23 protein-coding genes, 2 pseudogenes and 1 riboswitch are annotated in these 19,366 nt (G+C 69.2%); of the genes and pseudogenes, 4 read left to right on the top strand and 21 right to left on the bottom strand.

Annotated elements, in window-relative coordinates:
- Positions 1-127: 127 nt before the first annotated feature.
- The 9 genes and pseudogenes from rpsI to ACYVL2_RS04150 form a co-directional block, all read right to left on the bottom strand.
- On the bottom strand, positions 128-664 hold the full coding sequence (gene rpsI, locus ACYVL2_RS04190; protein ID WP_460540494.1) for a 30S ribosomal protein S9: 537 nt from the start codon (positions 662-664) through the stop codon (positions 128-130).
- 26 nt (positions 665-690) lie between these two features.
- The gene (rplM, locus tag ACYVL2_RS04185; RefSeq protein WP_460540492.1) at positions 691-1,134 is read right to left on the bottom strand and encodes a large ribosomal subunit protein uL13; all 444 of its coding nucleotides are present in this window, start codon (positions 1,132-1,134) and stop codon (positions 691-693) included.
- A gap of 226 nt (positions 1,135-1,360) precedes the next feature.
- Positions 1,361-2,920 carry a phosphomethylpyrimidine synthase ThiC gene (gene thiC / locus ACYVL2_RS04180; RefSeq protein WP_460540490.1) on the bottom strand — a complete coding sequence of 520 codons (1,560 nt, stop codon included), beginning with the start codon at positions 2,918-2,920 and terminating at the stop codon, positions 1,361-1,363.
- A 119-nt stretch (positions 2,921-3,039) separates the two neighbouring features.
- A pseudogene (thiD, locus tag ACYVL2_RS04175) lies at positions 3,040-3,813 on the bottom strand (bifunctional hydroxymethylpyrimidine kinase/phosphomethylpyrimidine kinase); the annotation flags it as partial.
- Positions 3,810-4,619, bottom strand: a complete 810-nt coding sequence (locus ACYVL2_RS04170) for a thiazole synthase (RefSeq protein WP_460540488.1) — start codon at positions 4,617-4,619, stop codon at positions 3,810-3,812. The pseudogene thiD and the gene ACYVL2_RS04170, both read right to left, overlap by 4 nt.
- A 2-nt stretch (positions 4,620-4,621) precedes the next feature.
- Positions 4,622-4,813 carry a sulfur carrier protein ThiS gene (thiS, locus tag ACYVL2_RS04165; protein ID WP_460540486.1) on the bottom strand — a complete coding sequence of 64 codons (192 nt, stop codon included), beginning with the start codon at positions 4,811-4,813 and terminating at the stop codon, positions 4,622-4,624.
- Positions 4,810-5,868: a glycine oxidase ThiO gene (gene thiO / locus ACYVL2_RS04160; RefSeq protein WP_460540484.1), complete on the bottom strand. Its 1,059-nt coding sequence runs from the start codon at positions 5,866-5,868 to the stop codon at positions 4,810-4,812. Before thiO ends, thiS begins: the two co-directional genes overlap by 4 nt.
- The gene (gene thiE, locus ACYVL2_RS04155; protein ID WP_460540482.1) at positions 5,868-6,503 is read right to left on the bottom strand and encodes a thiamine phosphate synthase; all 636 of its coding nucleotides are present in this window, start codon (positions 6,501-6,503) and stop codon (positions 5,868-5,870) included. Before thiE ends, thiO begins: the two co-directional genes overlap by 1 nt.
- A riboswitch (TPP riboswitch) is annotated at positions 6,494-6,604 on the bottom strand. It overlaps the preceding gene by 10 nt.
- Before the next feature lie 87 nt (positions 6,605-6,691).
- Positions 6,692-7,306: a class I SAM-dependent methyltransferase gene (locus ACYVL2_RS04150; RefSeq protein WP_460540480.1), complete on the bottom strand. Its 615-nt coding sequence runs from the start codon at positions 7,304-7,306 to the stop codon at positions 6,692-6,694.
- A 272-nt stretch (positions 7,307-7,578) separates the two neighbouring features.
- Between ACYVL2_RS04150 and ACYVL2_RS04145 the strand changes: the two genes are divergently transcribed.
- The gene (locus ACYVL2_RS04145; RefSeq protein ID WP_460540478.1) at positions 7,579-8,430 is read left to right on the top strand and encodes a hypothetical protein; all 852 of its coding nucleotides are present in this window, start codon (positions 7,579-7,581) and stop codon (positions 8,428-8,430) included.
- A 13-nt stretch (positions 8,431-8,443) separates the two neighbouring features.
- On the opposite strand, the gene ACYVL2_RS04140 is transcribed toward ACYVL2_RS04145, so the two are convergent.
- Positions 8,444-9,607 (bottom strand): hypothetical protein, encoded by a 1,164-nt coding sequence (locus ACYVL2_RS04140; RefSeq protein ID WP_460540476.1) that lies wholly within the window; start codon positions 9,605-9,607, stop codon positions 8,444-8,446.
- A 267-nt stretch (positions 9,608-9,874) separates the two neighbouring features.
- On the opposite strand from ACYVL2_RS04140, the gene ACYVL2_RS04135 reads away from it, so the two are divergent.
- On the top strand, positions 9,875-10,897 hold the full coding sequence (locus ACYVL2_RS04135) for a proprotein convertase P-domain-containing protein (RefSeq protein WP_460540474.1): 1,023 nt from the start codon (positions 9,875-9,877) through the stop codon (positions 10,895-10,897).
- A 51-nt stretch (positions 10,898-10,948) separates the two neighbouring features.
- Here the strand turns inward: ACYVL2_RS04135 and truA are convergent, their stop codons facing one another.
- The 11 genes and pseudogenes from truA to ACYVL2_RS04080 all read right to left on the bottom strand — a co-directional run bounded on the left by truA (position 10,949) and on the right by ACYVL2_RS04080 (position 18,646).
- Positions 10,949-11,773, bottom strand: coding sequence for a tRNA pseudouridine synthase A (truA, locus tag ACYVL2_RS04130; RefSeq protein WP_460540472.1), 825 nt, complete (start codon positions 11,771-11,773; stop codon positions 10,949-10,951).
- Positions 11,774-11,885: 112 nt separating this feature from the next.
- A pseudogene (gene rplQ / locus ACYVL2_RS04125) lies at positions 11,886-12,233 on the bottom strand (50S ribosomal protein L17); the annotation flags it as partial.
- Between the two features lie 69 nt (positions 12,234-12,302).
- Complete coding sequence (locus ACYVL2_RS04120) at positions 12,303-13,349, bottom strand: DNA-directed RNA polymerase subunit alpha (RefSeq protein ID WP_460540470.1); 1,047 nt, start codon at positions 13,347-13,349, stop codon at positions 12,303-12,305.
- A 91-nt stretch (positions 13,350-13,440) separates the two neighbouring features.
- Positions 13,441-13,839 carry a small ribosomal subunit protein uS11 gene (gene rpsK / locus ACYVL2_RS04115; RefSeq protein WP_460540468.1) on the bottom strand — a complete coding sequence of 133 codons (399 nt, stop codon included), beginning with the start codon at positions 13,837-13,839 and terminating at the stop codon, positions 13,441-13,443.
- Positions 13,840-13,855: 16 nt separating this feature from the next.
- Positions 13,856-14,230, bottom strand: coding sequence for a 30S ribosomal protein S13 (gene rpsM, locus ACYVL2_RS04110; protein ID WP_460540465.1), 375 nt, complete (start codon positions 14,228-14,230; stop codon positions 13,856-13,858).
- A gap of 158 nt (positions 14,231-14,388) precedes the next feature.
- Entirely contained in the window at positions 14,389-14,505 is a 117-nt protein-coding gene (gene rpmJ / locus ACYVL2_RS04105; RefSeq protein ID WP_081687242.1) for a 50S ribosomal protein L36, read from the bottom strand.
- A 27-nt stretch (positions 14,506-14,532) separates the two neighbouring features.
- The gene (gene infA / locus ACYVL2_RS04100) at positions 14,533-14,754 is read right to left on the bottom strand and encodes a translation initiation factor IF-1 (protein ID WP_026929479.1); all 222 of its coding nucleotides are present in this window, start codon (positions 14,752-14,754) and stop codon (positions 14,533-14,535) included.
- Positions 14,755-15,032: 278 nt separating this feature from the next.
- Complete coding sequence (rpsD, locus tag ACYVL2_RS04095; protein WP_460540462.1) at positions 15,033-15,638, bottom strand: 30S ribosomal protein S4; 606 nt, start codon at positions 15,636-15,638, stop codon at positions 15,033-15,035.
- 176 nt (positions 15,639-15,814) lie between these two features.
- Positions 15,815-16,855, bottom strand: coding sequence for a D-alanine--D-alanine ligase family protein (locus ACYVL2_RS04090; RefSeq protein WP_460540460.1), 1,041 nt, complete (start codon positions 16,853-16,855; stop codon positions 15,815-15,817).
- A complete protein-coding gene (locus tag ACYVL2_RS04085; RefSeq protein WP_460540458.1) occupies positions 16,848-17,852 on the bottom strand; it encodes an NAD(P)H-dependent glycerol-3-phosphate dehydrogenase in 1,005 nt (334 codons plus the stop codon). The genes ACYVL2_RS04090 and ACYVL2_RS04085 overlap by 8 nt, the downstream gene beginning before the upstream one ends.
- Before the next feature lie 11 nt (positions 17,853-17,863).
- Entirely contained in the window at positions 17,864-18,646 is a 783-nt protein-coding gene (locus ACYVL2_RS04080; protein WP_460540456.1) for a lysophospholipid acyltransferase family protein, read from the bottom strand.
- Between the two features lie 265 nt (positions 18,647-18,911).
- On the opposite strand from ACYVL2_RS04080, the gene ACYVL2_RS04075 reads away from it, so the two are divergent.
- Positions 18,912-19,127: a hypothetical protein gene (locus ACYVL2_RS04075; protein WP_460540454.1), complete on the top strand. Its 216-nt coding sequence runs from the start codon at positions 18,912-18,914 to the stop codon at positions 19,125-19,127.
- Positions 19,128-19,132: 5 nt separating this feature from the next.
- A complete protein-coding gene (locus ACYVL2_RS04070) occupies positions 19,133-19,330 on the top strand; it encodes a cold-shock protein (protein WP_460540452.1) in 198 nt (65 codons plus the stop codon).
- The last annotated feature ends 36 nt before the right edge of the window (positions 19,331-19,366 follow it).

The following is a 19,366-nucleotide window of genomic DNA, read 5'->3' as shown; positions in this document are numbered from 1 at the left end:
GCCGAGCCATTGATTGGCGCAGGTAGTGCTTCGGTCGACATGAAAATCGGGGCTGCCGAGGATGTCCTCCTCGGCAGCCCCGTCGCAAGTGCAGACTAGCGCGTCTCCCTGGGAAGGGAAACCGGTGCTAGCGCTTCGAGTACTGCGGCGCCTTGCGGGCCTTCTTGAGGCCGTACTTCTTGCTCTCCTTCTCGCGGGCGTCGCGAGTGAGGAAGCCGGCGGCCTTGAGGGCCGGGCGCGTGTTCGGGTCGATCTCGACCAGGGCCCGGGCGATGCCCAGGCGCAGCGCGCCGGCCTGTCCGGTGGCGCCGCCGCCCTTGATGTTGACCAGGATGTCGAAGTTGTCTCCGGCCTCGACGGTCACGAACGGTTCGGCGACGGTCTGCTGGTGGACCTTGCTCGGGAAGTAGTCCTCGAGGGTCTTGCCGTTGATGACGTAGCGGCCGGTGCCCGGAACCAGGCGGACGCGGGCGATGGCGCGCTTGCGCCGGCCCACGGTCTGGATGGGGCGGTCGGCCGGGACGGCCGGGATGCTCGGCACGGCCGGGGCGGCGGCCACGTCGGCGGGCACCTCGACAGGGACCTCGGCGGGGGCCTCGGGGGCCGCCTCGGCGACGGCCTCGGGAGTCTCGTTGGTCTCGGGGACCTGGTTCTCTTCGCTCACTGTGGTTCTACTCCTTCCGCCCGCGCCTACTGCGCGATCTTCTTGATCTCGTACGGCTTCGGCTGCTGGGCGGCGTGCGGGTGGCCGGGGCCGGTGTACACCTTCAGCTTCTTGAACATGGCGCGACCGAGCTTGTTCTTCGGCAGCATGCCGAGGACGGCCTTCTCGACGACCTTGTGCGGGGCCTTCTCCATCAGCTCCGCGTAGGACTTCTCCTTGAGGCCGCCCGGGTAACCGGAGTGGCGGTAGGCCTTCTTCTGCAGCAGCTTGTTGCGGGTGAGGACGACCTTCTCGGCGTTGACCACGATGACGTAGTCGCCGGTGTCCGTGTTCGGAGCGAACATGGGCTTGTGCTTGCCCCGGAGCAGTTGGGCTGCGTGCGTCGCGAGCCGACCCAACACCACGTCGGACGCGTCGATCACGAGCCACTGCCGGTCGATTTCCTCCGGCTTCGGGCTGTACGTGCGCACAGGTTTACCTAGCTTTCGTTGTCGGTGTGGAACGAACCCCGCGCAGAATGTCGCGGGATCGCCTGAATCCCGCCGGGCCTTGCGAGGGCCGCTCTGGGACGGGATTCGTTGGACAGTGCCTCGTGACGACGGCACTCGAACAACAGCTACCGAGTTTACGCGGTCACGGGGGCCGCTTCGACGGCGGCCACCGTGACCTCGGATACAGGCGCTGGGCGGGCGGCGGCTACTGGGCGTCGACCACCGGCAGGTAGACCTTGCCTCCGGACTCGAGGAACTCGTCGCTCTTGTCGGCCATGCCCTGCTGGGCGTACTCCTTGAGCTCCTGGCTGATCTTCATCGAGCAGAACTTCGGTCCGCACATCGAGCAGAAGTGCGCGGTCTTCGCCGGCTCGGCCGGGAGGGTCTCGTCGTGGTACTCGCGGGCCCGGTCGGGGTCGAGCGAGAGGTTGAACTGGTCCTCCCAGCGGAACTCGAACCGGGCCTTCGACAGGGCGTCGTCCCAGGCCTGCGCGGTGGGGTGGCCCTTGGCGAGGTCGGCGGCGTGGGCGGCGATCTTGTAGGCGATGACCCCTTCCTTGACGTCGTCGCGGTTCGGCAGCCCCAGGTGCTCCTTGGGGGTGACGTAGCAGAGCATCGCGGTGCCGAACCAGCCGATCATGGCCGCGCCGATCGCGGACGTGATGTGGTCGTAGGCGGGGGCGATGTCGGTCGTCAGCGGCCCGAGCGTGTAGAACGGCGCCTCGCCGCAGATCTCCTGCTGCAGGTCGACGTTCTCCTTGATCTTGTGCATCGGCACGTGGCCGGGGCCCTCGATCATGACCTGGACGTCGTACTCCCAGGCGATCTTGGTGAGCTCGCCGAGGGTGCGCAGCTCGGCGAACTGGGCCTCGTCGTTGGCGTCGGCGATCGAGCCGGGCCGCAGGCCGTCGCCGAGGGAGAAGGCGATGTCGTACTTCGCGAAGATCTCGCACAGTTCGCGGAAGTTCGTGTAGAGGAAGCTCTCCTCGTGGTGGGCCAGGCACCAGGCGGCCATGATCGAGCCGCCGCGCGACACGATCCCGGTGACGCGCTCGGCCGCCAGCGGCACGTAGCGCAGCAGCACCCCGGCGTGGACGGTCATGTAGTCGACGCCCTGCTCCGCCTGCTCGATGATGGTCTCGCGGTAGACGTCCCAATTGAGCTTCACCGGGTCGCCGTCGACCTTCTCGAGCGCCTGGTAGAGCGGCACGGTCCCGATCGGCACCGGCGAGTTGCGGACGATGTGCTCGCGGGTTTCGTGGATGTGCTTGCCGGTGGAGAGGTCCATCACCGTGTCGGCGCCCCACTTGGTGGCCCAGGTGAGCTTCTCGACTTCGGCGGCGATGGAGTCCGAGACCGCGGAGGTGCCGATGTTGGCGTTGATCTTGGTCAGGAAGTTCTTGCCGATGATCATCGGCTCGATCTCGGGGTGGTTGACGTTGACCGGGAGGATGGCGCGCCCGGCGGCGATCTCGTCGCGCACGAACTCGGCGTCGAGGCCCTCGCGGACGGCCACGAACTCCATCTCCGGAGTCACGACGCCCTCCCGGGCGTAGCGCAGCTGCGTGTTGCATTTGCCGTCCCGGCCGCGCTCGTCGATCCAGGCCTTCCGCAGCGCCGGGAGCCCCTGCTCGGGGTCCGATCCCGGTCCCGAGGTGTCGTAGAGCCGCACCGGCGCCTCACCGCCGTCGAGCTCGACCTCGGTGAACGGCACGCGGATGTCCGGCCTGGGACCCTCCGCATAGACTTTCTTCCTCGCTGGCATGTCGTCTCCTCCTCTTGGTTGGCGCTCTCGCGGCCGTGGCGGACTGGTTGCAAGGTGGTACTTGTGCGGCCCGTCTCGGCGAAGCTCGCGAGCCGTAAATTCGCGCAGTGATGGTGGACCGGTCCGGGCCCCGCGCCCAGCCTCCAGTCGGCCGCCGCTTTCAGGGCTTCGGTGACGTAGGTCTTGGCGCCGGCGACGGCCTGCGGGAGCGGGTGGCCGAGCGCCAGGCGCGCGGCGATCGCGGAAGCGAGCGTGCAGCCGGTCCCGTGCGTGTTCCTCGTGCCGACGCGAGGGGCGGCGAGATCGAGCATCCGGCCGTCGCACCAGAGCACGTCGAGACTGACGTCGTCGCCCGCGGCGTGTCCGCCTTTGACCATCACGGCCCGGGGGCCGAACGTCGCCAGCGCGCGGGCGGCCTCGCGCATCTCGTCCGGGCCGTCGATCTCGCGTCCGAGCAGTTGCTCGGCTTCGGGCAGGTTGGGGGTCATCACCGTGGCGAGCGGGCCGAGCCTGCCGAGGTAGGCGCCGGGGTCGCCGGAGAAGAGCGATTCGCCGCTCGTGGTGACCATGACCGGGTCGACCACCAGTTGTGGCAGCCGGTCGGCGGCGCCGTATTCGGCGACCAGGTCGAGGATCTCGTCGCCGCCGAGCATGCCGGTCTTGACGGCGGTGACGTCGAAGTCGCCGAGGACGGCGTCGAGCTGGGTCCTGACCAGGTCGGTCGGCGTGGCGCCGGCGGCGGTGACGCCGACGGTGTTCTGGGCGGTGATCGCGGTGATGACGCTGGTGCCGTGGACGCCGTGGGCGGCGAAGCTGTGCAGGTCGGCTTGGATGCCGGCGCAGCCGCCGGAGTCGGAGCCGGCGATGGTGAGGGCGACTGGTGGTTGCTTCACAGGTCGGCGATCCCTTCGAAGCTGGTGGAGGCCTGCGCGAGGCCGCGTTTGGGGATGCGTCCGGCGAGGCGGGCGGCGCGGCCGGCGGCGACGGCGTCGCGCATGGCCGCGGCCATGAGGGCGGGGTCGGCGGCGCGGGTGACGGCCGTGGCCAGCAGGACCGCGGAGCAGCCGAGTTCCATGGCCTGGGCGGCGTCTGAGGCGGTGCCGATGCCGGCGTCGCAGATGACCGGCACGCTCGCCTGCTCGCAGATGAGGGCGAGGTTGTGCGGGTTGCGGATGCCCAGGCCGGTGCCGATGGGCGCGGCCAGGGGCATGACGGCGGCGCATCCGGTCTCTTCGAGGCGGCGGGCCAGGATCGGGTCGTCGTTGGTGTAGGGCAGGACGGTGAAGCCGTCGGCGACGAGGGTCTCGGCGGCGTCGAGCAGTTCGACCGGGTCGGGCAGCAGGGAGTCCTCGTCGCCGATGACCTCGAGTTTGATCCAGTGGGTCCCGAAGGCCTCGCGGGCGAGTCGGGCGGTGCGGACGGCCTGTTCGGCGGTGAAGCATCCGGCGGTGTTGGGCAGGACGTCGACGCCGCAGCGGTCGATGAGGTCGACGATGGAGCCTTCGGCGTTCGGGTCGACGCGGCGGAGCGCGACGGTGACCAGTTCGGTCCCGGAGGCGGTGATGGCCTCGGCGAGCTGGGCGAGGTTGGCCGCGCCGCCGGTGCCGAGGATCAGGCGCGAGCCGAACGTCTTGTCCCCGATCTTGAGTTCGGCGCCCGTTCCGGTTCGGGCAGCGGCGACCGGTGCTGGATTGTCCACTGTCAGCCTCCCTGTGTGGCGGTGAGGACTTCGACGGCGTCGCCGTCGTCGAGCGGGCGGTCCCATTCGGAGCGCGGGACGACTTCGCCGTTGACGGCGACGGCGATGCCGCGGCCGGCTTCGGTGACGGCGGCGACCGCGTCGGCGACGCTGCCGATGTCCTCTCGCGCTTGGCCGTTGAGTTCGATCTTCACGTGCCCTCCTTGAATCGCAGGGGATCGAAAGCGTCGGGGATGGCGGCGTCCTCGCCGGCGACCAGCGCCGCGATGCGGTCGGCGGTGGCCGGGAGGAGCGCGATGCCGTGCCGGTAGTGCCCGGTGGCGGCGACGGTGCGGCCGTCGATGCGGCCGAGGAGCGGCAGATTGTCGGGGGCGGTGGGCCGGAAGCCGACGGTGACCTCGTCGAGGTGGTACTCGGCGATCTCGGGCACGAGGTCGATCGATCGGCGCAGCAGGTCGTGGGCGGCGCCGGCGGTGCCGGAGGTGGGGTCGAAGCCGCGCTCGTCGCTGGTGGCGCCGACGACGACTTCGCCGCTCTCGCGGGCGACGATGTAGACCGGGTGGCCGGCGACCCGGCCGCGGACGGTGGTGCGCGGGATCGGCTGGCCGCTGCCGGCGCGCAGGCGCAGGACCGCTCCGCGGACCGGCCGGATCGGCAGGCCGAACGCGGCCGAGCCGCATCCGGCGGCGATGACGACCTGGTCGGCGTCGAGTGCAGCGGTGTCGGCGACCTGTTCTGTCAGGATGCTGACGCCGGCGCGGTCGGAGGCCGCCAGGAGCGCGGCGTGGACGGCCCGGGGGTCGACGGCGTGGTCGCCGGGGACGAGGACGCCGCCGCGGGCGCGGTGGCTGAGCAGCGGTTCGGTCTTGCGGGAGGCCCGGGCGAGCAGCGGGACGACTTCACGGCCGGTGGATCGGTAGAGCTCGGCCTGCCGGTCGATCTCGGCGCGGTCGCCGTCTTCGATGCCGACCAGGAGCGTGGGTACGTCCCGGTAGCCGAGGTCTATTCCGGACTCGCCTTGGAGTTCGGCGGCGAATCCGGGCCAGGCGTCGGCCGACGCGGACATGAACGGGATCATGTCCTCTTCGCCGAACTGGGCTTCGGTGACGGCGGCGATCATGCCTGCCGCGACGCGGGAGGCGCCCGAGCCCGGATCGGTGTCGTGCACGGTGACCTGTGCGCCGCTCTGGGCGGCCCGCCAGGCGATGGCGAGACCGACCGAGCCGGCGCCGACGACGGCGATGCGCATCACTGCTGCTCCCCTACGGCTTCGAGGAGTTCGGCGGTGGCGCGCACGGGGTCCTCGGCGGTCGAGATCGCGCCGACCACGGCGACGCCGTGCGCCCCGGCGGAGCGGCAGTGCCCGGCGCGTTCGGCGGTGATGCCGCCGATCGCGATGACGGGAACGTCGACCGCCTCGCACACGGCGGCGAGGCCGTCGAGTCCGATCGCGTTCGGCAGACCGGTCTTGGTGCCGGTGTCGTAGACGGGGCCGACGCCGAGGTAGGTGGCGCCGGCGCGGCGCGCGGCGCGAGCGGCCTCGGGTTCGCGGCAGGTGCCGCCGACGATCGCCGCGCGAGGCAGGAGTCGCCGGGCGACGTCGATGGGGAGGTCGTCGTCGCCGAGGTGGACGCCGTGGGCGCCGACGGCCTGTGCGATGTGGACTCGGTCGTTGACCAGGCAGAGCGCGTCGTGCTCGTCGCACAGCTCGGTCAGCGCGGCCGCGAGGTCGAGCGCGGCGCGGTCGGTGTAATGGTCTTCGGGGCGCACCTGGACGAGCCTGGCGCCGGCCTTGAGCGCGGCGGTGGCCGCGGCGATCGGGTCGGCCGTGTCGGGACGCGTGTCGGTGATGACGTGGAGCCGTGGTAGACGTGTAGCGCTCATATCTCCTTCTCCCTGCGCCAGCATGATCTGGATCAGGTTCGACGGTCGGGACTACCGAGTCCCCTCTCAGCCCGATGCATCGGGCTCCCGTGGGTGTTCGCTTACGCCGGATACGTTACGTCATCACACGGAGCGATGACAAGCCCGCTGTCACAATGCGGACTCGCGTCGTTCCGCACATGACCGGCTCATTCGGATCGCTCGACGCGGATCACCCTGTAGCCCTTGGCACTGGCGTGCTTGCCGACGCTCCAGCCCTTGCCGCTCAGCCAACGCGCCAGCGAATCCGAGCCCAGGTGCTTGGAGACGACGAGCCAGGCGATGCCGCCGTCCCCCAGTCGCGGCAGCCACTGATCGAGCATCTCGTGCAGCGCGTCCTTGCCGACCTTGATCGGCGGGTTCGACCAGATCTCGTCGAACCGTGTCTCCGGCGGCACCTCGTCGGGTGTCGCCACGCGCACCTTCCCGGGCATCCGCTCGGTGTTGCGTCGCGTCAGGTCCAGCGCCCGGCGGTTGACGTCGACGGCCCACACTTCGGCGTCCTCCCGCTGGGCCAGCACGGCGCTGATGGGCCCGTAGCCGCAGCCGAGGTCGAGGAACACGCCGCCGGCCTCCGGCGGCGCGACCTTGTGGAGGAGCACGCTCGTGCCGGGGTCAAGGCGCGTCCCGGAGAAGACCCCGGTCGAGGCGGTCAGCTCGTATCGGACGCCGTCGAGCTCGAAGTCGATGGTGCGCTCGCGGTCGTCGACGGCGGGCCTTTCGCTGAAGTAGTGCTCTGGCTGCTCGACTGGGCCTTCTGACATGCCACCATTGTCACCCGCCGTCCGCGACGGTCCGCACCGATCCCGGCGAACCGATCCGTCCGGTCGCGTGACACGAGTTGCGGTGCGGTACTCCCGTTTCGGCGGCGCCGTTCCGCATACCCCGGTCGGGGGAAGCTTTCCCGGTTCCGGACCGCCCAGGGACTATGCTGCGATCCATGGCACACGGCCCGTCTCCCTTCGGTGTTCCCCAGCGAGAGCATGGGCGTCACGCGAGGACCGATGAGGATCACGACCGGATCGACCGGGCGCGGGTGACCGCGCCGACGATGCGGCTCAGCCCCGAGGAGCAGTCGCCGCGCTCTCCGGAGGACGACCTCGAGACGCACCTGGAGCGCATCCACGCCTCGCGTCCGCTCCGCCGCGCCGCGCGGCGCGCGCGGCGGCGGACCCGGTGGTGGCTCATCGCGCTGGCGGTCGTGAGCGGCCTGGCCGTGGTGGCGGCGTGCGGCGCGGGCGCGTACATCGTCTTGCGCGAGAGCGAGTCGGCGCCCGTCGCGCAGCCGCAGACCGATCCGGGCGCCGGGGACGAAGGCGAGTCCTCTGAGGACGATGCCGAGGCTCCGGCGGTGGTCGACCCGATCGAGAGCCGGGAGACCGACGCCGAGCCGATTTCGACGGAGGAGCTGTTCGGTTCCGACTCCATCACGCCGAGCGGCGCCGGGTCCTACGCGGTACTGGGCACCGACGAGCTGGCCGACTGCGCCGAAGCCGGCATCGACGCGGTCGCCGACCTGCTGGCGGAGGCCGACTGCACGCAGGTCGTCCGCGCGACGGTGGTGAGCCCTGACGGTGAGCACGCGGCCACGGCGGGCGTGCTCAACCTCGGCGACGCCGCCGAGGCCGAGGAGCTGCGCGGCGCGATCGAGGAGGGCCTGGACGGCGGTTTCGCGGCCCTGCGCACCGACGGCGCGGCCTCGGAACTGGGACACGCCAAGACCATGCTCGGCTACAACGCCTACGGCCACTACCTGATGTACGTGGTCATCGGCCGCACCGACGGCGAGCCGCTCGAGGAGGCCGATGAACCGGTCCTGGCGGTGGTGAACGACGTGGTAGACGTGTGGCTGGTCGATCAGCTCAGTCCGCGGCGGGAGATCGAGTAGTCCTTGCGCGTCGCTAGGGGTTGCGCAGCATCGCCTTGATGCCCGGCGGAAGTTCGGGGTCAGATCGGCATTCGGACCAGTCCGTGATGCCCCTCCTGGCGGACCAGGCCTGATGGCACCAGAAGACGGCCAGTGCCGCGGGAACCCAGAGCACATGGACGTCGAGTCGAAGGCCCGCCCAGACGAGCACCGCGGCCGTGGCCGCGTACCCGGCCTCGGCCCATATGAAGTCCCTCAACGGCGTCCGGTGAATGTGGCTGCCGCTTTCGTAGAACTCGTTGATGCAGATCCAGTTCAATATCACCAGCCCCAACATCGACAGGAAGCCGGCGGACAGATCGAGGCTGTCGCCGGTGAGCTCGTCCATCCGAAGCAGCAGCACCAGTCCGGCGAACCCCAGGAAGACGAGGTATGCCTTGTACAGCACCCAGACGACCAGATTGAAGATCAGGTAGCCGAGTTTCAGGTCCGTGAATTTCACTAGGTGCCGGCAGTGCTCTTGTTCGGGGCCCGCCCCTTCGGTCTCGCTGGTATCGGGAGCCGGGGACGGGTGCGGGGGAGCCTGTTGACCGCGCTTGAGCATGTGCGCGACGTCCCAGGGAAGCCCGGGATCCGTCCGACAGGTCGAACGTCTGGTCAGCTTTGCACCGAACCGGACGAATACCTGAGCGAGAATCAGCGATGGGACGAGTACGAGCGACGTCCAGTACCGCTCTTCATTGATCGCCGACTGGAGTGCCAATAGGAAGGCGGGCGCGACGAGGCCAAGGCAGGCGAGCCAGAACGTCAGGCCTCCCGGCCGGTGAAGCCGGTTCCAGGTTCTGACGGTCATGACCACACCGGAGGCCATCATGCATGAGCCGACAAGCATCGCCGCCGCTTCGGCCACGGCCAACGCGCTGCCATCGTCGAGGACGCGCTCAAGGTCGATGAGGCCCCATACGAATCCGGCGGCCGACGCCGCGGCACAGTATGCCGCTATCGCGGCGAGGAGGGCGAACTGCAGCTTGTACGCGAGCTCCAGTTCGGACCATCGGACTCGGTGGGTGCAGGTGCGAGGATCGTAGGTCTTCGCGGCCGGGACCCAGCCGGCATCGGGGGCTCCCGAGGCGGAGCCGAGGTGCGTCTCGACGTTGATCTCGTGTCGGCCGCCTGCGGCTCCGTCGTCTGCTTTCATGGCGCGCGCATTCCTCTCGAGTGGGCGAATCGAGACACACGGCGCGGGCGCGGTCCGGGCGAGACCGAGGGCGGGCGTCGGGGGTTGCGGCCCGGCCGATTTCCCGTAATCCAAGCATGTCTGTCACGTAAACACTCGACCAGGGTATTGACCGAACCGATCATCCCATGATTCGCTCTATTTGAGTGACAGGACCGATACGTCCCTCATGCGGAATTGATCCCCGGAACGTCCGCATCCCCCGCAGTCCCCCGCAGGAGCAGAACAATGCGCATCGCAAGGCATCTGGCGCGCCGCGCCCTCGCATTGGCGGCGGCCTCCGCCGTCGCCCTGACCACCGCCCTCACCATCCACGCCTCCCCGGCCGAGGCCGTCAGGCCCCCGGGCATCCCGTCCGCCTCGGTCGCGCAGTCCGAGCTCAACGGGCTGACCGTCGCGCCCGAGTCCCACAACTCCAGCTACGACCGCAGCCTGTTCCCGCACTGGTCGAGCGTCGGCGGCGGCTGCACCGCCCGCCAGTACGTCCTCCTGCGGGACGGACGGAACGTCGAGACCGGCTCGGACTGCCAGCCCGACTCCGGCTCCTGGCAGTCGGACTTCGACAACACGTGGACCAGTAACGTCTCCAACGCCACCATCGACCACGTCGTGGCATTGCACGAGGCCTGGGGCTCCGGCGCCTGGGCGTGGAGCACCTCCCAGCGGCAGGCCTTCGCCAACGACGTCGACTCCCCGCAATTGTGGATCGCGAGCCGATCGGCCAACAGCTCCAAGAGCTCCTACGACCCGGCCGAGTGGATGCCGTCGAACTCCTCGGTGCGCTGCGACTACGTCAAGGCCTGGATCCACGTCAAGCATCTCTACGACCTCACCGTCGACTCGGCCGAGAAGAATGCGCTCCAGTCGCACATGAGCGACTACTGCGGCACGGGAAGCCCGGGATCGAGCCAGTGCTCCGGGAGCTACGACGGGCCGACCACGATCACCGAGGGCCGGACGCTGAGCACGAGCGTCTCGCTGTCGTGCTCGCGCCATGCCTCCGGCTCCAGCCAGGTGTCGGTCGACATCTCGCACCCTTACCGCGGCGACATCACCATCGCCCTGGTGGCCCCGGACGGCTCGGTCCGGACTCTGAAAGGCTCGAGCTCCGACTCCGGGAACGACATCGACACGACCTACTACGTCGACCTCTCCAGCGAGCACGGGTCCGGGACCTGGACACTCCGGGTGACCGACACCTACTACGGCGGCTCGACCGGGACCTTGCACGACTGGTCGATCAACATCTGAGCCGGCCGCGCCGAGCGGGGCCGGGCCCCGGGGCCCGGCCCCGCTCGGCGCTCAGCGAGTGCGCACGCGGCGGGTGCGGTCGATGCGGGCTCGCCACTGGTCGGGGTCATCCGGATAGGACACCTCGACGAGAGTGAGTCCTTGAGGCCCGACGACGTGGACGTCATTGGCGCGCTCGCCGAGCGTCAGGAGCGACGCGAGCCAGTCCTCGTCGCGGCGGCCGTCGCCGACGGCCAGCGCGGCCCCGACGAGGCTGCGGACCATGGAGTGGCAGAAGGCGTCGGCGCGGACGGTCGCGACCGCGACCCCTTCGTCGTCGCGGGCCCAGTCGTATTGGAGGAGTTCGCGAATGGTGGTGGCTCCTTCGCGCTGCTTGCAGAAGCCGACGAAGTCGTGTTCGCCGAGCAGGCGCCGGCAGGCCGCGTGCATGCGCTCGACGTCGACGGGCCTGGGCCAGGCGAGGGTGTCGCTGCGACGCAGGGGGTTGACGCCCCAGGTGGCGTCGGCGACGCGGTAGACGTAGCGTCGCCAGCGGGCGGCGAAGCGGGCGTTGAAGGAGGGGTCGACCGCTTCGGCGGAGGTGATGCGGACGTCCGGGGGGAGGATGCCTCGCAGGCGCCACAGCAGCCGTTCGGACAGGGACTGCCATCTGTCGGCGGGGACGTCGACGTGGACGACCTGGCCGGTGGCGTGGACGCCGGCGTCGGTGCGGCCGGCGACGGTGAAGTCCTCGAGCTCGCCGAAGAGGATCTCGAGGCCGCGGATGACTTCGGCGGCGACGGTGCGCCTTCCGGGCTGCAGCGCCCACCCGGAGAAGTCCGCGCCGTCGTAGGCGACGCCGAGCCGCAGCCTGGTCTTGTCCACTCCTGCCCCCATTCGCAAAAATCCTATAGGATATATCCTATTTCCTATAGGGAAAGCAAAACCGCGCGCAAAGCGTATGCCCTGCGCGCGGTTCGAGCCGTGAATCGGCTCGGCGTCGCTAGTCGACCAGCTCGATGATCGCCATCGGCGCGTTGTCGCCCTTGCGGTTCCCGGCCTTGATGATCCGGGTGTAGCCGCCGTCGCGCTCGGCGAAGCGGGGGGCGACCTGCTCGAACAGGTCGTGCGTGGCGTCCTTGTTGCGCAGCTTGGCCAGCGCCAGGCGGCGGTGGTGCAGGCTGCCTTTCTTGCCGTACGTGATCAGGCGTTCGGCGTACGGACGCAGCCGACGAGCCTTCGTCAGCGTCGTCGTGATGCTGCCGTGCTCGAACAGCGAGGCCGCGAGGCCCGCCAGCATCAGCTTCTCGTGTGCCGGGGAACCGCCCAGGCGCGGGCCCTTCGAAGGTTTGGGCATTGTCTTGCTCCTCTGGTGTTGGCGCGGCCGGCCGTTTCACGGAACCGACCGCCACTGTTTCGCTCAGCGCTAGAGCTGCTCGGTCTCGCGGAGATCCTCACCGTCGTCTTCGTACTCATCGGCCTCGGCGGACTCCTCGGACCCGTAGGCCACCGCGGCCTCGGACGGGTCGAAGGTGCCGGGCGAGTCCTTCAGGCTCAGGCCCATGCCGGCGAGCTTCATCTTGACCTCGTCGATCGACTTCTGCCCGAAGTTGCGGATGTCGAGCAGGTCGGCCTCGGTGCGGTTGATGAGTTCGCCGACGGTGTTGACGCCCTCCCGCTTGAGGCAGTTGTACGACCGGACGGTCATGTCCAGGTCCTCGATCGGGAGCGCCAGGTCGGCGGCCAGCTGCTGATCGGCCGGGCTGGGCCCGACGTCGATGCCCTCGGCCTCGGTGTCGAGCTCGCGGTAGAGCCCGAACAGCTCGACCAGGGTCGAGCCGGCGGAGGCGAGGGTGGTGCGCGGCGAGGTCGAGGCCTTGGTCTCGACGTCGACGGTCAGCTTGTCGAAGTCGGTGCGCTGCTCGACGCGGGTGGCGTCGACCGAGTACGCGACTTTGAGCACCGGCGAGTAGATCGAGTCGACCGGGATGCGGCCGATCTCGTTGGTCTCGGCCTTGTTCTGCGGGGCCGAGACGTAGCCTCGTCCGCGCTCGACCACGAACTCCATGTCAAGCCGGCCCTTCGAGTTGAGGGTCGCGAGCTTGAGGTCCGGGTTGTGGACCTGCACGCCGGCGGGCGGCTGGATGTCGCCGGCGAGGACGTCGCCGGGGCCTTCCTTGCGCAGGTACATGGTGGCCGGCTCGTCGTTCTCCGAGGAGACGCAGATCTGCTTGACGTTCAGCACCAGTTCCACGACGTCTTCCTTGACGCCGGGGATGGTGGAGAACTCGTGGAGCACGCCGTCGATCTTGATCGAGGTGACCGCCGCGCCCGGGATGGACGACAGCAGGGTGCGCCGGAGCGAGTTGCCGAGCGTGTAGCCGAACCCGGGCTCGAGCGGTTCGATGGTGAACTTCGAACGGGTCGGGTTGATCTGCTGCTCAGTGAGCGTTGGCCGCTGAGTGATAAGCACTTCGGTGTTTCCTTCGTTCAGGGCGCCCGCTATATGACGCCTGCTGATGCTTTCGGTGGCCGGAGCGGACTCCGGCGTGACGGATGCTCCGTCAGACCCGGCGGCGCTTCGGCGGCCGGCAGCCGTTGTGCGGCTGGGGCGTCACGTCGTTGATCGAGCCGACCTCGAGGCCGACGGCCTGGAGGGAGCGGATCGCGGTCTCGCGGCCGGAGCCGGGACCCTTGACGTAGACGTCGACCTTCCGCATGCCGTTGTCCATGGCCTTGCGGGCCGCGGCCTCGGCGGCCATCTGGGCGGCGAACGGGGTCGACTTCCGGGAGCCCTTGAAGCCCACCTGGCCCGAGGAGGACCAGGAGACGACCGCACCGGTCGGGTCGGTGATCGACACGATGGTGTTGTTGAAGGTGCTCTTGATGTGCGCGTGCCCGTGGGGCACGTTCTTCTTCTTTGCGCGCGGGCTCTTCGATCCGCCGCGAGTCTTCGGTGGCATGTATGCGCTCCTCTGCCTAACGTGCCTTCTTCTTGCCCGCGACGGTCTTCTTCGGTCCCTTGCGGGTGCGGGCGTTGGTCTTGGTGCGCTGACCGTGGACCGGGAGGCCGAAGCGGTGACGCAGGCCCTGGTAGCTGCCGATCTCGATCTTGCGGCGGATGTCGGCCTGCACCTCGCGGCGCAGGTCGCCCTCGACCTGGTAGTGCTCCTCGATGAAGTCGCGGAGGCTGACCAGTTCTTCGTCGGTGAGGTCCTTGACGCGCTTGTCGCGGTCGAGGCCGGTGGCCGCGAGCGTCTCGAGCGAGCGCGTGCGGCCGATACCGTAAATGTAGGTGAGTGCGATCTCCAGGCGCTTGTCGCGCGGGAGATCGACTCCGACCAGGCGTGCCATCTAGGCGTTGCTCCTAGCGTTGTCGGAGGTCTGACCGCTGCCTTCCCGCGGCTCGTCGCGAGCTCCGCGGGCCCCGGCCTCCGCACCGAGGGTTGTGACTTGTCCGATCACTGGCAGTGGTTTCCCCTGCTGGGGCCTTGCTTCTGTGGCGTTGAGATCTAGCCCTGACGCTGCTTGTGACGCGGGTCGGACGAGCAGATCACCATGACTCGTCCGTGCCGGCGGATCACGCGGCAGTTCTTGCAGATCTTCTTGACGCTCGGTTTGACTTTCACGAGTCCTACTTAGCTGTAGTCGTCAGGTCAGCGATAACGGTAGACAATCCGACCGCGTGACAGGTCATACGGCGAGAGCTCCACCACGACCCGGTCCTCGGGGAGGATCCGGATGTAGTTCTGGCGCATCTTGCCGCTGATGTGGGCGAGTACTTTGTGGCCGTTGGTGAGCTCCACCCGGAACATGGCGTTCGGGAGGGACTCGACGACCTTGCCTTCAATCTCGATGGCACCGTCTTTTTTCGGCATGTCCTCCGCTACCGTGACAACTCGGTCCTACACCGCGCACCTGTGACAGGTGTGAGGCGACTGACATTGCCTGCCCGCGAGAGCGGGCGGGCGAGAGAATGCAGCCCGTTTCAGCTGCGTCCGGGTCCGCCGGAGCGCGTGGGGGCCCGGAACCGGGGCTGCACCACTGCATGAGTCTACTCGCGCCCGGAGGCCGCCTACCAGGGGGTTGACCGTGACAGGCGGCACTCGGGGCGGGCTTGACCGCTGCTCGGCCCGCAGGCTTCGCCGCGGCGGCCCTACTTCGAGTAGTACTCGACGATGAGCTGCTCGTCGCAGATCACGGGGATCTGCTTGCGTTCGGGCACCGACAGGAAGCGGGCGATGAGCCCGTCGAGGTGCGACTCGATGTACGCCGGGGTCTGCTCCCCCGCCCAGGCGCCGGCCGCGGCCAGCTGGAACGGCGTCATCGACCGGGACTTCTTGCGGACCTGCACGAAGTCGCCGGGCTTGAGCCGGTAGGACGGGATGTCGACCTTGCGGCCGTTGACCGTGAAGTGCCCGTGGTTGACGAACTGGCGCGACTGGTAGACGGTGCGCGCGAAGCCGGCCCGGAGCACGAAGGCGTCGAGGCGGGATTCGAGCAGGCCGACCAGGACCTCACCGGTCTTGCCGGGCTTGCGCACGGCTTCGGCGTAGGTGTTGCGCAGTTGGCGCTCGCTGATGTTGTACTGCGCGCGGAGGCGCTGCTTCTCAACGAGCTGGTTCTTGTAGTCCGATTCCTTCTTGCGACCGCGGCCGTGCTGCCCCGGAGGGTACGGACGGCGCTCCATGTACTTGGCGGCCTTCGGCGTCAGCGCGATGCCGAGGGAACGGGAAAGCTTGACTTTCGCCTTCGCTTGCATGCAAACTCCAGTAATTCATCGTTCATGCCTCGAAGGAGGCACAGGTCGCCTCTGAGCTGCAGAGACGCGGGAGTGTAACGCGCTCGAACGGCGCGCACACGGGTATGCGGCGGGGCGGGCGCACGCGACACCGCGGGCTCGCCACCCGACTAATCTACGCTGCCATCGGGCCGGCATCAACGCCGGGCCGCCGCCAGAGTGACGAGGCGCTCCACCAGGTCGCCGTAGGAGAGCCCGGCGGCGGCGAAGGCCTGCGGAACGCCGCTCATCGGCGTCATCCCCGGCATGGTGTTGACCTCGTTGAGGTAGACCGTCCCGTCCGGGGTCAGGAAGCAGTCCACGCGGGCCAGGTCGCGGCAGTCGAGGAGCCGGAAGACCCTCCGGGCCAGCTCCTGGGCGCGCTCGGCGACGCCCTCGGGGAACTCGGGCTCGAGGTCGAACGGCTCGGGGCTGCCGAGGTACTTGGCGTCGAAGTCGAACCAGCCGTCCTCGCCCTTGGCGAGCACTTCGAGCGGGTAGGTGATCTCCAGGTCGCCGTCGAGGGTGGCGACGACGCCCATCTCGATCTCGCGGACGTTCTCGAAGGCGGCCTCGAACACGATCTTGTCGTCGACCTGGCGGGCCTTGGCGACCGCTTCGATCAGCGCGTCCTGCGAGCCGACCTTGCTGATGCCCAGGCTCGATCCGGCGCGGGCGGGTTTGACGAAGATCGGAGTGCCGAGCCGGTCGACGATCTCCCACGAGTCCAGTTCCTGACCGGGTTTGAGGACCGCCCAGTCCCCCTGCGGGACGTTCTCGGCGTCGAGGAGCCGCTTGCTGAACTCCTTGTCCATGCACAGCGAGCTGGAGAGGACCCCGGAGCCGACGTACGGCAGTCCGGCCATCTCGAACAGGCCCTGGATGGTGCCGTCCTCGCCGAAGGGGCCGTGTAGGACCGGGAAGGCCACATCGGCCACCGGGTGCGACCCGGCGCCCAGGTCGACGGCCACGGCCTTGCCGGCCTCGGCGGTGACCTCGGGGAGCGCGTCGCCCGACTCGAGGGCGAAGGCGGCGTCGTTCGGCAGCTGCACCCAGTCGCCTTCGCGGGTGATGCCCACGGCGGTGACCTCGAACCCGCGCTCGCGCAGGGCCTGGGCCACGCCGGAGCCGGAGGCGCACGAGACGGGCTGTTCGACGCTGCGACCGCCGAAGAACACGGCGACGGTTGGCTTAGACATTGTTAGACCTCAGAGTGTCGGTTTCGGGTTTGGTCTCGCGGCCCATGAGTTCGGCGACGGCGCCCCGGGGATCGAGTCCCTCGTGGCAGACGCGCTCGACGGCGTCGCAGATCGGCATCTCGACGCCGACTTTACGGGCCAGATCGGTGATGGAGCGGCAACTCTTGACGCCCTCGGCGGTCTGCTTGGTGACTCGGGCGGCCTCCTCCAAGGTAGCGCCGAGACCGAGCTGTTCGCCGAAGGTGTGGTTGCGCGACAGCGGCGATGAGCAGGTCGCCACCAGGTCGCCGAGACCGGCGAGGCCGGCGAACGTGGCCGGGTCGGCGCCGAGGCGGATGCCCAGGCGCGTGGTCTCGGCGAGCCCGCGGGTGATGATCGTGGCCTTGGTGTTGTCGCCCAGGCCCATCCCGGCGGCCATGCCGTAGGCCAGGGCGATGACGTTCTTGGTCGCCCCTCCCAGCTCGCAGCCGACCACGTCGGTGTTGGTGTAGGGGCGGAAGTAGGAGGTGATGACCGCGCGCTGGATGGCGACGGCCCGGTCGTGGTCGCCGCAGGCGACCACGGAGGCGGTCGGCTGCTCCTCGGCGATCTCGCGGGCGAGGTTGGGTCCGGACAGGACCGCGACGCGTTCGGGGTCGGCGCCGGCGACCTGGGAGACGACCTCGGTCATCCGGAGCGTGGTGCCCAGCTCGATGCCCTTCATGAGGCTCAGGAGGGTCGCGTCGGGTTCGATGAGGCCCGACCAGGCGCCGAGGTTCTCGCGGAGCGTCTGGCTCGGGATCGAGAGGACCACGATGCCGGCGCCGCGGAGGGCCTCGGCCGCGTCGGTGGTCGCCGTGATGCGCTCGGGAAGGGCGATGTCCGGGAAGTAGTCGGGGTTGCGGCGTTCGCGGTTGACCGATTCGGCGACGCTCTTCCGCCTGGCCCAGAGCGTCACGGGGGTTCCGGCGTCGGCGAGGATCTTGGCGAACACGGTTCCCCAGGATCCGGCTCCCATGACCGCTGCTCTCACTCTGTCGGCTCGCTTTCTTCAGGTCGGTTCCGCTGCTGGTCGCGTGGATCGAACAAAGGGGGCGGGGCCTGGCCGCGCAGTTCGGCGACGCCCGAGCGCAGCGACTCCATGACCGCGTCGGTGACCGCGGCGAGGCGCTCGCGGTTCACCTCGGCGCCCTCCCATTCGGAGAGGTCGACGGCGGGGCCGGCGGCGACGACGACGGGTTTGCGGCGGCCGAGCTTGAACTTCGGCTTGCGGTGGCGGTCGTGGACCGCCAGCGAGCCCCATTGGGAGATCGGAATGACCGGAGCGCCGGTCTCCAATGCGAGCCGGGCGACGCCGGTCTTGCCGCGCATGGGCCAGCGGTCGGGTTCCTTGGTGACGGTGCCCTCGGGTGAGATCAGGACGCTGCCGCCGCGCTCGAGGACGCCGCGGGCCGCCCGCAGCGAGTCGGCGGCGTCGCTGCGTCCGCGGTAGACGGGGATCTGGCCGGTGGACTTGATGATCGGTCCGACGACGGGGATCTTGATCAGCGAGTGCTTGAGCAGGAAGCGCGGGTGGCGGCCGGCGTTGTAGACGTAGTGGGCCACCGGGAGCGGGTCGAAGTCGGAGTAGTGGTTCCACACGAAGATCGCCGGGCCCCGGAGGGGGACGTGGTGCATGCCGCGCCAGGTTCGCTTGGTCAGGAGCACCATGCCGAACTTCACGAGGCCGCCGATGATGTGGACCCCCCAGGGGAGGCGGTCGCCGCCGGACCGGCGGAAGGTGTATTTGGCCTCGACCATATCCTCGGTCACCTGGTCGCTCCCTCCATGGCGAAGCTTGCGAGCCGCACTCGGGGCGCAGCTATGGGATCGTCTTTGGAGAGCACACTCTATAGGCCGCCCCGGGCCCGACGGGAGACGGGAACCGGGCCGTCGGACCGATACGGGGCGTGAGAGCACGTGCACGACCTCGCGCGCTTGCGCGGACAAACGAATGATGTCATGATGGAGTCAGAATGACATCTGCCATGCCGACCCTCGCGGCGGCAACCACCACAACTCGACCGGAGTGAATCACATGAACTGGCGTCTCCTCGGATGGCTCGCGGCCCTGTTCGGCGGCGCGATCGTGGCGGTGTGGCTCGTGGCCAGCCTCATCGGCTTCATCTTCGGTGCCCTCGGCACCCTCATCAAATTCGCGCTCGTCGTCGGCGTCATCGGCGGCCTGGTCTTCCTCGGCTGGAAGGCCAAGACCGCCATCACCGGCTCCGACCGCCGACAGCTCCGCAAGTAGCGCCAGTGCAGGGCACGGTCGCAAGCTTCGACGAGGACGCCTCCGGCGAGGTCGTCCTCGACTCCGGCCGCCGCGTCGCCTTCGACGCGGCGGCCTTCGACGCCTCCGGGCTGCGCTTCCTGCGCCCCGGCCAGCGCGTCCACCTCGACCTCGACGAGGACGGCGACGTGGTCATGGTGCGCATACCCACGATGCACCCCTGAGAGTGTGGTGGTACCCGAACGTGGGTGTGTCCCAGT

Source organism: Glycomyces halotolerans (assembly GCF_054779575.1).
Note: the sequence above shows the minus strand (reverse complement) of the source record. Positions and strands in the feature narration are given on the sequence as shown.

Coding starts and splice junctions, on each gene's coding strand:
- ACYVL2_RS04150 (WP_460540480.1), bottom strand. CDS start 7,306: ATGTCAGAAGGCCCAGTCGAGCAGCCAGAGCACTACTTCAGCGAAAGG.
- ACYVL2_RS04075 (WP_460540454.1), top strand. CDS start 18,912: ATGAACTGGCGTCTCCTCGGATGGCTCGCGGCCCTGTTCGGCGGCGCG.
- thiO (WP_460540484.1), bottom strand. CDS start 5,868: ATGCGCATCGCCGTCGTCGGCGCCGGCTCGGTCGGTCTCGCCATCGCC.
- ACYVL2_RS04135 (WP_460540474.1), top strand. CDS start 9,875: ATGCGCATCGCAAGGCATCTGGCGCGCCGCGCCCTCGCATTGGCGGCG.
- infA (WP_026929479.1), bottom strand. CDS start 14,754: ATGCCGAAAAAAGACGGTGCCATCGAGATTGAAGGCAAGGTCGTCGAG.
- thiE (WP_460540482.1), bottom strand. CDS start 6,503: ATGAGCGCTACACGTCTACCACGGCTCCACGTCATCACCGACACGCGT.
- ACYVL2_RS04140 (WP_460540476.1), bottom strand. CDS start 9,607: ATGAAAGCAGACGACGGAGCCGCAGGCGGCCGACACGAGATCAACGTC.
- thiC (WP_460540490.1), bottom strand. CDS start 2,920: ATGCCAGCGAGGAAGAAAGTCTATGCGGAGGGTCCCAGGCCGGACATC.
- ACYVL2_RS04090 (WP_460540460.1), bottom strand. CDS start 16,855: ATGTCTAAGCCAACCGTCGCCGTGTTCTTCGGCGGTCGCAGCGTCGAA.
- rpsD (WP_460540462.1), bottom strand. CDS start 15,638: ATGCAAGCGAAGGCGAAAGTCAAGCTTTCCCGTTCCCTCGGCATCGCG.
- ACYVL2_RS04085 (WP_460540458.1), bottom strand. CDS start 17,852: ATGGGAGCCGGATCCTGGGGAACCGTGTTCGCCAAGATCCTCGCCGAC.
- truA (WP_460540472.1), bottom strand. CDS start 11,773: ATGGGGGCAGGAGTGGACAAGACCAGGCTGCGGCTCGGCGTCGCCTAC.
- rpsM (WP_460540465.1), bottom strand. CDS start 14,230: ATGGCACGCCTGGTCGGAGTCGATCTCCCGCGCGACAAGCGCCTGGAG.
- rpsK (WP_460540468.1), bottom strand. CDS start 13,839: ATGCCACCGAAGACTCGCGGCGGATCGAAGAGCCCGCGCGCAAAGAAG.